Here is a 12,972-nt window from a genome sequence, read left to right on the forward strand (position 1 = left end):
CTATCCTTATCAATAAAATGAAAGTGGCTTTCCGTTATGAATGGAAAGCCACTTTTTGTTGCCTCGCTATTTTTTAGATTCGACATACGCTTTTCGTTTTCTTCTCGTAACTCTAATCATTAATTCCATATATGAATTTTTTTGTTTAATTGAGTTTATTAATTAATAATACGAAAGAATAGTGGGTTTATTAAGAATTATCCCTAAGTTGTTAAAATTTAATAAATAATAAACCTCATCAATAATTTTTTATTATGGGAGATAATAAGTGATTTATTCTTTCCTGTGGCTTTGTCGTGGTTTTTTACTTCAGTTTTGTAGCGGATTGTTCATTACCCCCCTTTTTTTATGTAATAGCTTGGTTGAACGTATTAATTTTCAAAGCAACTTTTAAGATAAATGGCAGCGGTGAAATGTGATCGCACTCAAGTTTTATTTTACTGTGCCGTTATGGATAGTATAACTATTCTATGCAAAGAGTATTTTATGCTGAAAACGACCCGTTCCCGCATTCTTGCGGCCTGTTCGACCATTGTTGTACTTTCGCTTGTTATTAATACCTTTCTTAATTACACCATAGCCAATAACGCAAATAAGGACTCGATCCAGAATACGCTAGATGCGGTAGCGACTAGCCATAGCATAGCGGTTAGCGACTGGGTTGCCTCTAAAACGCTGATGATCTCTGCACTGCATGACCGCGCCATACAGGATGAAGATCCTATTCCGCTGTTCAAACAGATTGTGGCATCTGGTGGGTTCCTGAACGTATACATGGGCTACGCCAATGGCACTGCCAAGTTTGCCGATCCAGGCGGTATTCCTGCCGATTACAACCCTACCATCAGGCCTTGGTATCAGCAGGCAGTGAAAGAAGGTAAGCCGCTAGCCACTGCGCCGTACGTTGATATGGTAACGAATACGCTGGTCGTTTCTTTTGTCGCCCCCGTGCTGGAAGGAAGTACGGTTAAAGGTGTAGTCGGCAGCGACGTGACGATGAAAAGCGTGATCGAAAACGTCAAGGCTATCAATCCTAGCCCGGGGAGTTTCGGTGTGTTGATTGACCGTAACGGTACGATCATTGCGCACCCGGATGAAAAACTGACGCTGAAAAATATCACCGATATCGCCCCCGCGATTAATCTGAACGAGATTCTTTCAGCAGATAACGCCCACGATGTGGATTTTTCCGGATCGACAAAGCTGGTATTAGCAAAGCCGATTGCTGGCACGAGCTGGTATATGCTGGTGGCGTTGGATAAAGCCGAAGCCACCGCTGGCATGCGTTCTCTGCTCTCCACATCGGTCATCACACTGGTCATTATCGCGCTGTTGGGAACGCTGGTTATCGGCTTCATCATCACGTCAACGCTCAAGCGCCTGCTGCAAATCCGCGACGCAATGGATGATATCAGCAACGGCAACAACGATCTGACGCAGCGCCTGCCGGATGAAGGGCATGATGAAGTGGCGCAAATTGCCCGCTCGTTTAATATTTTTATCGATAAGATTAGTCAGGTAATGATGCAGATTCGAGATATCAGTGCGTCGCTTCAGGTTGCGGCGGATGAAATCTCGGCGGGGAACAATGATCTTTCTGCACGTACTGAATCTGCGGCGTCGAGCATTCAGCAAACAGCGGCTTCGCTGGAAGAAATCTCTGCGGCGGTGACGCAGTCGGCAGGATCTGCGCAACAGGTTAACGCTAAAGCGCTGCTGCTGTCGAAAGATGCGGGTACAGGTGGAAAAGTGGTGTCTGATGTGATTGTCACGATGGAAGAGATAGTGGTCGCGTCTGGCAAAATCGGCGACATTATCGGTGTGATCGATGGCATTGCGTTCCAGACTAACATTCTGGCGCTTAACGCCGCCGTAGAGGCCGCGCGAGCGGGTGAACAGGGGCGTGGTTTCGCCGTTGTCGCCGGTGAAGTTCGCAGCCTGGCACAGCGCAGCGCGCAGGCCGCAAAAGAAATTAAAGAGCTGATTGAAGCGACGGTCTCCAGCGTAACGTCTGGCTCAGTTCAGGTTCGTCAGGCCAGCGACACGATGAATGAAATTGTCAGCGGCGTATCTACGGTGAGCTCGGTGATGTCTGAAATTACGCATGCAGCGGATGAGCAAATGCGTGGCATTAACGAGATCAACAAAGCCGTCGCGCAGTTGGATTCGATGGTGCAACAAAACGCCGCGCTGGTGCAGGAATCTGCCGCCGCCTCGGGTGCGTTGCAATCACAGGCTGAAGAACTGAATTCCGTTGTCGGGGCATTCCGTGTCTAACGGATTCAGTCGCTGAAGATGTATTGCCCGCCAGAACGATGGCGGGCAATAATCAAGAGAATTAACGTTGGGCTTCGCCGCCCAACGCTTCAATCAGATTCGCAATCAATGCAGCCAGCTCGCTGGTCATCAAAATGAAATCGGCATCAAACCGCTGAGCAAAATCTTCCCGATCGATATCGTCATTCTGTTCCCGCAGCGTATCTGAGAACTTCAATCGTTTTACCGAGCCGTCATCAGACAAGATCAGTTGAATGCGTTCCTGCCAGTCCAGCGCCAGCTTGGTGACCAGCTTGCCCGCTTCAATATGCACGGCAATTTCATCGCAGACCAAATCCTGTTTTTTACAGCGGATAACGCCACCGTCTTCCAGAATAGCTTTCAGCTCTGCTTCATCTTGTAGCGCGAAACCAGCCGCTGGCTCACCGGAACGCACCCACTCGGTCAGCGTCAGCTCGATGGGGTTTTCCATTGTCAGCGGTACAACAGGCAGAGAGCCCAGCGTTTTTCGCAGTAGCGCCAGCGTATCTTCCGCTTTTTTGGCACTGGCGGCATCGACCATAATCAGGCCGTTAACCGTATCGATCCACAGCCAGACTTGACTTAAACGGCTGAATGCTCGAGGCAACAGGCTGTGCAGCACTTCGTCTTTCAGCGAATCTTTTTCGGTTTTTTTCAGCTTACGGTGCTGTTCTGCTTCCAGACGTTCAATTTTGGCCTGAAGGGTTTGTTTGATGACTGGAGACGGCAGAATTTTTTCTTCTTTGCGAACGCAGATAACGATTTGCCCATTAACGACGTGCGTTAATGCATCGCTGTGCGATCCCATCGGCGATACCCAACCCGTTTTCATCATATCCTGACTGCCGCACGGGGTGAATGCGAAGGCGCTGAGCCGTTTTTCCATTTCATCCGTAGACAAAACGTTATCTTTGGACAGCACGCTATCCTGGCTTAGGCGGTAAATCATTAAGTTTTTAAACCACAACATGGTGTTATCCCTGACTGGGCGCGCAGGTTTGCACGCGGGTTTGTAATGTTGCGCGCATGATAACGAATTCGAGACCGCAATGTGGAATAAAATACTGTGATTCAGAGGAATACCTATCACGCTTTGGAGTGCAGAAGATTGGTTTCTCTGGTTATACCCGTCATACTTCAAGCTGCATGTGCGTTGGCCTCTCTCAGTCACCCGAATCACTTACTCAAGTAAGCTCATCGGGATTCCTTCACTTGCCGCCTGCCTGCAACTCGAATTATTTAGGGTATATATCTATATAAGAAAGTTTTCAGGTCGGTGGCAAACTTACGCGGGCCTATTTACCACACGTGGGGAGACATCATGAGAATCGGTATCGATCTGGGCGGGACGAAAACAGAAGTTATTGCGCTGGATGACGAGGGACAGGCACGTTTTCGGCAACGTATGCCGACGCCAAGAAATGACTATCCGGAAACCCTGCGGACTATTGCCACACTGGTGGGAATGGCTGAAAAAGCGATCGGCTGTCATGGTAGCGTCGGCGTGGGCATTCCGGGTACGTTGTCGCCATTTACCGGCAAAGTAAAAAACGCCAACTCCACCTGGCTCAACGGTCAGGCGCTGGATCGCGATCTTGCCACGCTGCTAAATCGACCCGTGCGGGTCGCCAATGACGCGAACTGTTTCGCGGTTTCAGAGGCGGTAGACGGTGCGGGAGCTGGGAAGCAGACGGTTTTTGCGGTGATCATCGGCACTGGCTGCGGATCGGGGATTGCGCTGAACGGGCAGGCTCATGTCGGTGGCAACGGTATTGCTGGTGAATGGGGGCATAACCCGCTGCCCTGGATGGATGAAGATGAGCTGCGCTATCGGCAGACGGTTCCCTGCTACTGTGGCAAGTCCGGCTGCATTGAATCCTTTATTTCCGGTACGGGATTTGCGCTGGATTACGAGCGCCTGAGCGGCCAGCCGCACAAGGGCGAGGCAATCATCGCCTTAGCTGAGCAGGGTGATGCCATCGCAGAGCTGGCATTGCAGCGCTATGAACATCGTTTGGCAAAATCGCTGGCGCATGTGATTAACCTGCTCGATCCTGACGTGGTAGTTCTGGGAGGTGGAATGAGCAATGTTTCTCGCCTTTATCAGACCGTGCCGGAAAAGATTAAACAGTGGATTTTCGGTGGCGAGTGCGAAACGCCCGTGCGTCAGGCCATACATGGCGACTCCAGCGGGGTACGCGGAGCCGCCTGGCTATGGCCAAAGACGGAGTAATGGCTAAACGGCGTACTGCGGTGCCAGTCTGCTGACGCCTAGTCCGTTAACTTTCTGCACTTTGATCTGTACGGGAATACGCTCCTTCATGGCTTCGACATGGCTGATGACGCCGATGGTTTTGCCCGAAGCGTTCAGGTTATCGAGTGCATCCAGTGCGATATCCAGTGTTTCGGCATCCAGCGTACCGAAGCCTTCATCCAGAAACAGAGAGTCGATGCTGGCTTTATGGCTGACTAGATCGGATAGCGCCAGCGCCAGCGCCAGACTCACCAAAAAGCTCTCGCCGCCGGATAGCGTTTTTGTATCGCGCTCGGCATCTGCCTGCCAGGTATCCATCACGAGAAGTTCCAGCTCGCCACCGGGTTTACGTTTTAGCTGGTAACGATCGTGCAGGCGTGAAAGCTGGAGATTGGCGAGGTAGATCAGATGATCCAACGTTAGCCCCTGAGCAAACTTGCGGAATTTATCCCCTTTACTTGAACCGATCAGGGAGTTTAACGTCTCCCAGTCATCATACATTTGCTGGCTTTGGGCGATCTCGTTAAGCAAGACCTGTTGATTCTGGCGCTGTTGCCGATCGTCAGATAACTGACGTTGGAATTCACCCTGTTGCCGCAGGTTGGTTTTCAGCACCTCATTCAGTTCTGATTGCTGCTGTTGTATTGCTTCCTGCGTTGCTTCTTCTTGTAGGGATGCAGGCCGTTTTTGTTGCTGTTCAAGTAATGCCTGTTCAGCCTGCTGGTGAAACGCTGCTGCCTGCTGCAAGCTCTGATACAGTTTCTCCTTCAATGCCTGCAAGGTCTGTCGTTCCTGTTCATCAAGCAGCGCATTCAGGAAGGTGGTTTCATCAGTAAAAGCACTTTGCCGTAAAGCCTGAGTGAATCGTTCAGTCGCACTATCGCGTTGATGCGTACTTTGTTCATATTGCTGCTGCGTGCGGGTCAGCTCTCCGGTCAGGCGGCTCAACGTTGTTTCAGCGTGCTGACGTGCTGACAGAGCTAACCGGAGCGCATCGTCATACTGCTGGCTGCTCCGTTGCAGGTGTTCACGAACGTCCGCTGTTTTCCTGTCGCCGAAAAGCTCAAGCCGCGCTTGCTGGTTCGTTTTGAGTGCGCCGTTGTGCTGTTCTAACTGCTGTTGCTGTACCTGTAGTAGCTGCTTTGCCTCGGTCACACTGTGATTCAGATGCTGGAGATCGCTTTCCAGCGTGGCTAATCGAGGCGTTAAGCGAGACAGCTCTTGCTCTTTGGTTTTCCAGTCTTGCCATTCGCTCTCGCGCTGAACCAACCAACCATCCTGTGCGTGATCTTCCGGTAGAAGAAGGCCCGCATTTGCCAGCGTCTGCGTGATTTCCTCAGTGTACTGCTCTAGCTGCCGCTGCACGTTTTGTAATGACTGGACGATTTCTTCCTGCGTGACGCGTAGCGAGGTCTGTTGCTGGGCATTCAGCGCGATTTTCTGGTCGAGTTCCCGGAGCAATGTCTCATTAGCTGTCAGTGAATCCTTACTTTCCTGCCACCGCTTTTGCTGCTGTTCGCGTGTGCCAATCTGCTGGCGAATATCCTGTTCTTCGGTCTCGCGCTGTGCAACCCAAGCGGCAACCGCGTCCTGCTGTTCCAATGTATAGTTAACTTGTAAGCGCTCACTGACATCTTGCCACTGTTGCAACAGCGTTTGATGTTCGCCATCGTTCTGAGCGATGTCCTGTTGCAGTGTTTCCCGCTGCTGCTCTAGCGAGGCCAGCCGTGCCGTCGTATTCGCCAGTGCCGTTGCTAATTGGCTTACTTCCTGTTGTAGCGCCGTCAGGCGACGTTGAGTTTCGGATGGTTGCAGCGCCTGATAGCGTTCAATCGCCGGATGCTCGGTCGAACCGCACAACGGGCAAGGATCGCCAGCCTGTAGCCGTTGCCGTTCAGCTTCCAGCTTAACGATCCGTTCTTCCTGCCGATACACCGTTTCCAGATCGGTCAGATGCTGGCTGCGTTGCTCATGCTCAGACTGTTGTTGTTTCTTTAAGGCTTCAGACAGGCTGATATGCCCTTGTATCTCATCTTGTCTGATGAGGTACTGCTGTTTACGGGCGTAAAGACGCTGGAACTGGTCGCTGATTGTCGCGAGCTGTTGGCGTGCGGTTCGCTGATCGATGAGTTGATTAAACCGCTGGTGCAAGGCGGAAAGTGGCTGCTGTGCTTCTTGATTTTTCAGTGCTTCATCGTGATGAGTGAACAACTCGCGTGCTGCATCAACGACCGTTTGCTGTTCACGCTGCTGTGCCGTCAGCGTCTCGGCCTCTTGCTGTAGCGTCGCCGACTGTTCGGTGTGCTGTGCCTGTTTTGGGCTTAGCTTTTGTTGCTCGTCATGAAACTGGCGCAATTGCCGAAACTGTGTGCGCCACAGAGGAAGCTGTTCTCCCCATTGTTGATGATGCGCGTGTTGCTGGCGATAAGATTGAATCTGTTCAAGCTGTTGTTTGGCTTGCTGTTGTTCTGCCGCTATCTGCGTTTGTTTACTTTCGTCAGCGTGTAGGCGACGCTGCGTTTTTTCCAGCTCGTCCTGCTGCTGGTTTTTTTGCTGCTCCAACGTGGCAATACGATGGTCAAGCGGCACAACCTGTTCATTGATCAACAGCTCTTGTTTCTGACGTTCCAGTTTATGCTTAGTAACGTCCTGTTCTGCCTTTTCTTCCTGCTGGCGTAACGTTGTCAAAGACAACTGTTCTGCGCTTTGTTTCTCAGTCAGTTGTTCAATCTGCTGGGCGAGCGTAAGAGACTCCTGCCGATAGCGCTCTCGTTCCTGATGTAGCGGTCTCAGTTTTTCTGCCGGTTCGCTGTTGGCTAACTTGTCGAGCTGCGGCTTGGCCTGCTGAATGGCTGATTCGGCGCTCGCGTGTTGTGCCTGCGTGTTGGTGAGCTGCGTTTGCCGCTGCGTCAATTGCTCAAACCAGCGTAGCGTAGTCAGTGCTTGCTCACGCTCGGCGTTGCCCTGTTGCTCTTGCTGGAGCAGCTCGGCAAGCTGTGTTTCTACCTGCTGACGCTGCTCATCGGTCAACAGCTGAATACCCGATGCGCGCGCCTGTAGCGTGTTCAATGCTACGTTTGCCTGTTTGTGTTTTTCATAGACGCGTTCGGAAATCAGTCCGTAAATATCCGTACCAGTCAGCTCTTCCAGCAGTTCCGCTCTGTCGTCGGCTTTCGCGTTGAGAAACGCAGCAAACTGCCCCTGCGACAGCATCATGGATCGCGTGAAGCGGCCGAAATCCAGCCCAGTGAGCTGCGTGGTCATCTCTTTCTTGTCATTGAGCTTTTCGCTCAGGATTTTGCCGCCTTCAATGAGCGCAAGTTCGGCCTTAGGTGCCTGTAAGTTACCGTCTGGGGCGTTTCTAGCCCGACGCTGGCTCCAGAAAGCGCGATATCCGACGCCTTTAACTTCAAACTCGACCTCGGCGAGGCACTCTGCGGTGTTACGGGTCATCAGGTCATTATTACCAGCAGAAAGCTGACCCAACCGTGGTGTCTCGTGATAAAGCGCCAGACAGATGGCATCCAGCAGCGTAGTTTTTCCCGCGCCTGTTGGGCCGGTAATCGCAAACAAGCCGTTGCTGGAAAATGGCTCCTGCGTGAAGTCGATCTTCCATTCGCCTTTCAGCGCGTTGAGATTCTTTAAGCGCAGACTGAGGATTTTCATTTGGCAGACTCGCTATTTTCTAATTCATCAATAACCTGATTAAACAGCGTGCGCACTCGCTGTTGGCGACCGTCTTCCATTTCTGTCTCCGTTGCCAGACGACGTTCAAAAACATCATGCACGCTCAATTCGTTTAGCGTTTCTTTGTCCTGTCGGGTCATCGCCTGCAAACGCTGTTCGCGCGTGCGGCGCAGCAGAAGTACCTCAACGGGCAGGTTCTCGGTCATCGCCTGAACGCGCTTTTGCATGTCGCTCAGATAATCCTGCGTGCTGAGTTCAATATCCAGCCACACGGGTTTATCGCCCTGATAGTTCTGGAAGGTGGACAGCTGTTGTTCAATATCACTCAGACAGCCTTTAATCAGCTGCATCGGCTGGGTCATGGGAATGGGCAGTAGGTCTATTTTCGGTGGCGCATCGGGTATAAAGCTGACCAGACAAACGGATTTCTCGCTGCCGAGTTCATCAAAACTCAGCGGAATGGGGGAGCCGCTGTAGCGAATGTGTTCACTTTGGGTCACGCGCTGTGCGCGGTGAATATGCCCGAGGGCGATATAATCCGCAGGGGGAAAAGCCTGAGCAGGGAAAGCGTCGAGCGTACCAATATAGATATCGCGCACGGATTCCGAGGCGGTTGCACCAATCGTCGTCAGATGACCGGTTGCAATAATCGGTAGCGGTAGGCCAAGCTCATCGCGCTTTTGGCAAGCCAACTGGTAACACTGCTGGTAGTGCACGGTAATGGCTTCCTGTAGCGCGTGCTGTTTTTCATCACCGGATTGTCCGGCTTTGCTGGTTAGCACATCACGCGGACGTAAAAAAGGAATCGCGCAGAGCAGGGCACCGGGCTGCTGCTGACGGTTTTCCAGCAGGAGCACCTGTTGTGCCGGATCGTCGCTGGCGCAGGCAATCACGCGTGTGTTCAGGCAGGCCAGCAAGCCACGGGACTCATTCAACATCGCGACAGAATCGTGGTTGCCGCCGAGAATGACGAGCTGACAGCCCGTGCGTTGTAGTTCTACCACGAAGCTATAATACATTTCTCGCGCATAGCTGGGAGGTGAACCGTTATCAAAAATATCGCCTGCGACTATAATGGCATCGACGTGGTGGTGTTCTACCTGAGCGATAAGCCAGTGCAGAAAAGCCTGATGTTCAGCAGCGCGACTTTTGGTATAAAAATATTGCCCTAAATGCCAATCGGCGGTGTGGATAATGCGCATCGTGTTCTCTCGGTATTCATGCCGCGTGGCGTTGGATGATGTTGTCATTATTCATTATGTGAAATGGTGTGTCGTCGCCATGGTGTTCTGTCATCGTAATGCCATGATTATATATAGCAGGGATGACGGCTGTCGCGGTGGAATCAAGAGTTTGGAAAGCGGCTCGAAAAATCAGATGTACGCGCTGTAACATCATGCGACGGCGGGCAGTGTGTTTTTCATAAATCTGTCATAAAACTGACGCATAATGCCTTTCGCCTGCTAACAGCGACGATGATTAACGACAGGATTAACAATGGCAAAACGCATATTAGTCGTGGAAGATGAAGCACCAATTCGTGAAATGGTCTGCTTTGTACTGGAACAAAATGGTTATCAACCCGTTGAAGCCGAAGATTATGACAGTGCGGTAACGCAACTGTCGGAGCCGTTCCCAGAACTGGTGTTATTGGACTGGATGCTGCCAGGAGGTTCGGGCCTGCAATTCATCAAGCATATGAAGCGCGAAGCACTTACGCGTGATATTCCGGTGATGATGCTGACAGCGCGTGGCGAAGAAGAAGACCGCGTACGCGGGCTTGAAGTGGGGGCGGATGATTACATTACCAAACCGTTTTCACCCAAAGAGCTGGTGGCGCGTATCAAAGCCGTTATGCGCCGTATTTCACCGATGGCGGTGGAAGAAGTGATTGAAATGCGCGGCCTAAGCCTTGACCCTTCCTCTCATCGCGTGACGACCGAAGAGCACGCGTTGGATATGGGGCCGACGGAATTTAAACTGCTGCATTTCTTTATGACGCATCCTGAACGTGTTTATAGCCGGGAACAGTTGCTGAATCACGTGTGGGGCACTAACGTTTATGTTGAAGATCGTACTGTCGACGTCCATATTCGTCGCCTGCGTAAAGCGCTGGAAACCAGCGGACATGACAAAATGGTGCAAACCGTTCGGGGAACGGGCTACCGTTTTTCAACGCGTTACTGAGGTGGTCGTAACCGGAGAAACACTAACGTGCTAGAACGTTTATCCTGGAAAAGGCTGGCATTGGAGCTAGCTTTTTTTTGTTTGCCCGCTTTACTGCTGGGGCTGATTTTTGGCTATCTGCCCTGGTTTCTGCTGGTCGCCGTTCTAGGCCTGCTCTGCTGGAATTTTTATAACCAGCTCAAACTCTCTTATTGGCTGTGGGTTGACCGCAGTATGACGCCGCCGCCCGGCCGCTGGAGCTGGGAGCCTCTGTTCTACGGGCTCTATCAGATGCAGTTGCGTAACCGACGCCGACGCCGGGAACTGGCGCTCCTGATCAAACGGTTTCGCAGCGGTGCCGAATCCTTGCCGGATGCCGTGGTGATCACCACCGAAGAAGGAACGATCTTCTGGTGTAATCATCTGGCGCAACACCTGCTCAATTTCCGCTGGCCGGAGGATAACGGTCAGAATATCCTCAATTTATTGCGCTATCCTGAATTCACTAATTATATGAAAGGACAGGATTTCAGCCGTCCTCTCACGCTGCAATTGAATAATTCCCACCATGTTGAATTCCGTGTGATGCCCTATTCCGAAGGGCAGCTACTGATGGTGGTGCGTGATATTACGCAAATGCACCAGCTTGAAGGTGCCAGACGTAACTTTTTTGCCAATGTAAGCCATGAGCTGAGAACCCCGCTGACGGTGTTGCAGGGCTATCTGGAAATGATGCAGGAAGACACGCTGGATGCGGCGTTACGCGGAAAAGCGTTGAGTACTATGCAGGAACAGACCCGACGCATGGACGGGCTGGTCAAACAGCTGCTGACCTTGTCCCGCATTGAGGCCGCGACAGCGATCGATCTGAATGAAAAAGTCGATATTCCACTGATGCTGCGCGTATTGCAGCGTGAAGCGCAGACCCTGAGCCAGGGGCGTCATGAGATCGTCTTTCGTGTGAATGAAAACCTCCGCGTGTTTGGTAATGAAGAACAGTTGCGCAGTGCGGTATCCAATCTGGTGTATAACGCGGTCAACCATACGCCAGAGGGAACGCGTATCGAAGTCTGTTGGCAGAAGATCCCTCAGGGGGCGCAATTTCAGGTCAGCGATAACGGGCCGGGTATTGCAGCCGAGCATTTGCCGCGTCTGACTGAACGTTTTTATCGGGTGGATAAAGCGCGTTCGCGACAGACGGGCGGCAGTGGGCTGGGGCTGGCGATTGTTAAGCATGCGCTCAGCCATCATGATTCCCGTCTGGAGATCATGAGTGAGGATGGTCTGGGATCACGTTTTGTCTTTACGTTGCCGAATCGGTTGATTGTCCCTGCCTCTCTGGCTGAAAATACGGCTAAACCTTCAGCCTGACGGAAAACGCTATCCATGAAATCCGCCACACGTATCGCAGTCGCTTTTTTACTGCTGCTCAGTACGCTTTGCTCCGCGCAGCCTCGTCAGATGTTGGCGGGTAACCTCTCAAGCGCGGGGTCGGATACGCTGGCTAACCTGATGGCTTTTTGGGCGGCGGATTTCAGCCAGCATTACCCTAATGTAAATTTACAGATTCAGGCCGCCGGGTCGTCCTCCGCGCCAACGTCTCTGGCATCAGGGGCCGCGCAGCTTGGGCCGATGAGTAGGGCGATGAAGGCCAGTGAAATTGAGGCGTTCGTCCAGCACTACGGTTATCCGCCGCTGGCGGTGCCGGTGGCAATGGATGCGCTGGTTGTGTTGGTTAATCAGGATAACCCCCTGTCGGGGCTGAATTTGTCACAGCTGGACGCTATCTTTTCGATTACGCAGCGCTGCGGTAACCACCAGCCGATAAAACAGTGGGGCGACCTTGGGCTGCGTGGCAGTTGGGAAAAACGCTCGCTACTGCGCTATGGGCGAAATTCTGCGTCGGGAACCTATGGGTTCTTTAAGCAAAAAGCGCTATGCCGCGGCGATTTTCTTCCTCAAGTCAATGAGCTGCCTGGTTCGGCGTCCGTTGTGCAGGCGGTTGCTGCGTCAAGCGATGCGATCGGTTATGCCAGCGTGGGCTTTCGTTCCAGCGGTGTAAAAATGCTGCCATTAGCCGCACAAGGCACCGACTACATTTATCCCTCGACTGAAAATATTCGCAGTGGCTTGTATCCCTATACCCGCTATCTCTACATCTATGTAAACAAAGCACCCGGACAACCGTTGGAAGCACTGACGGCGGCATTTTTGGCGCGCGTGCTGTCCGAAACGGGACAATCGCTGGTGAATCAGGATGGCTATTTGCCGCTACCGGAAGAAATACGTCGTCAGGCGCGCCAACAGATTGGCCTGTCGGAATAACACCCCTTCCCATTATGAATTTACGATGTTTTCACGCTACATGAATTTTATTCACGTGATGTGAAAATTCTTCCATTGCTCTGAGATTCTCCACGTGACACGATAGTTTTAAATTTAGACGTCCAGATGGCTAAATAAGATTAAATGTAACTATCCCTCTGGGCAAATATTTCATATTGAAACTATCTGCCAGTACGCTTCTTTCCTGAAGGTGAGTGCTGGCAACATGTCAGGAGCGACAG

The 12,972-nt window shown here is 51.8% G+C and carries 8 protein-coding genes; 5 read left to right on the forward strand and 3 right to left on the reverse strand.

Annotated features, from left to right (window positions below):
- The first annotated feature begins 486 nt into the window (after nt 1-486).
- The gene (locus DCX48_19165; GenBank protein ID QXE16442.1) at nt 487-2,277 is read left to right on the forward strand and encodes a methyl-accepting chemotaxis protein; all 1,791 of its coding nucleotides are present in this window, start codon (nt 487-489) and stop codon (nt 2,275-2,277) included.
- Nucleotides 2,278-2,338: 61 nt separating this feature from the next.
- Here the strand turns inward: DCX48_19165 and rdgC are convergent, their stop codons facing one another.
- Entirely contained in the window at nt 2,339-3,268 is a 930-nt protein-coding gene (rdgC, locus tag DCX48_19170) for a recombination-associated protein RdgC (protein QXE16443.1), read from the reverse strand.
- 351 nt (nt 3,269-3,619) lie between these two features.
- On the opposite strand from rdgC, the gene DCX48_19175 reads away from it, so the two are divergent.
- Nucleotides 3,620-4,531 (forward strand): fructokinase, encoded by a 912-nt coding sequence (locus tag DCX48_19175; GenBank protein ID QXE16444.1) that lies wholly within the window; start codon nt 3,620-3,622, stop codon nt 4,529-4,531.
- Nucleotides 4,532-4,534: 3 nt separating this feature from the next.
- Here the strand turns inward: DCX48_19175 and DCX48_19180 are convergent, their stop codons facing one another.
- Both DCX48_19180 and sbcD read right to left on the reverse strand, forming a co-directional pair.
- Nucleotides 4,535-8,218: an exonuclease subunit SbcC gene (locus DCX48_19180; GenBank protein QXE16445.1), complete on the reverse strand. Its 3,684-nt coding sequence runs from the start codon at nt 8,216-8,218 to the stop codon at nt 4,535-4,537.
- Nucleotides 8,215-9,441 (reverse strand): exonuclease subunit SbcD, encoded by a 1,227-nt coding sequence (gene sbcD / locus DCX48_19185; protein QXE17314.1) that lies wholly within the window; start codon nt 9,439-9,441, stop codon nt 8,215-8,217. Before sbcD ends, DCX48_19180 begins: the two co-directional genes overlap by 4 nt.
- A 295-nt stretch (nt 9,442-9,736) precedes the next feature.
- On the opposite strand from sbcD, the gene phoB reads away from it, so the two are divergent.
- The 3 genes from phoB to DCX48_19200 are packed head-to-tail and all read left to right on the forward strand — an operon-like array spanning nt 9,737 to nt 12,730.
- On the forward strand, nt 9,737-10,426 hold the full coding sequence (gene phoB / locus DCX48_19190) for a phosphate response regulator transcription factor PhoB (protein ID QXE16446.1): 690 nt from the start codon (nt 9,737-9,739) through the stop codon (nt 10,424-10,426).
- A gap of 27 nt (nt 10,427-10,453) precedes the next feature.
- Entirely contained in the window at nt 10,454-11,776 is a 1,323-nt protein-coding gene (phoR, locus tag DCX48_19195; GenBank protein QXE16447.1) for a phosphate regulon sensor histidine kinase PhoR, read from the forward strand.
- 15 nt (nt 11,777-11,791) lie between these two features.
- Nucleotides 11,792-12,730 carry a phosphate ABC transporter substrate-binding protein gene (locus DCX48_19200; protein ID QXE16448.1) on the forward strand — a complete coding sequence of 313 codons (939 nt, stop codon included), beginning with the start codon at nt 11,792-11,794 and terminating at the stop codon, nt 12,728-12,730.
- Nucleotides 12,731-12,972 lie beyond the last annotated feature (242 nt).

Origin of the sequence: Pectobacterium atrosepticum (genome assembly GCA_019056595.1) — a bacterium.
Lineage (GTDB): Bacteria > Pseudomonadota > Gammaproteobacteria > Enterobacterales > Enterobacteriaceae > Pectobacterium > Pectobacterium atrosepticum.

Excerpts from the sequence above, each read along its gene's own strand:
- DCX48_19165 (QXE16442.1), top strand. The coding sequence starts at position 487 with ATGCTGAAAACGACCCGTTCCCGCATTCTTGCGGCCTGTTCGACCATT.
- rdgC (QXE16443.1), bottom strand. The coding sequence starts at position 3,268 with ATGTTGTGGTTTAAAAACTTAATGATTTACCGCCTAAGCCAGGATAGC.
- DCX48_19175 (QXE16444.1), top strand. The coding sequence starts at position 3,620 with ATGAGAATCGGTATCGATCTGGGCGGGACGAAAACAGAAGTTATTGCG.
- DCX48_19180 (QXE16445.1), bottom strand. The coding sequence starts at position 8,218 with ATGAAAATCCTCAGTCTGCGCTTAAAGAATCTCAACGCGCTGAAAGGC.
- sbcD (QXE17314.1), bottom strand. The coding sequence starts at position 9,441 with ATGCGCATTATCCACACCGCCGATTGGCATTTAGGGCAATATTTTTAT.
- phoB (QXE16446.1), top strand. The coding sequence starts at position 9,737 with ATGGCAAAACGCATATTAGTCGTGGAAGATGAAGCACCAATTCGTGAA.
- DCX48_19200 (QXE16448.1), top strand. The coding sequence starts at position 11,792 with ATGAAATCCGCCACACGTATCGCAGTCGCTTTTTTACTGCTGCTCAGT.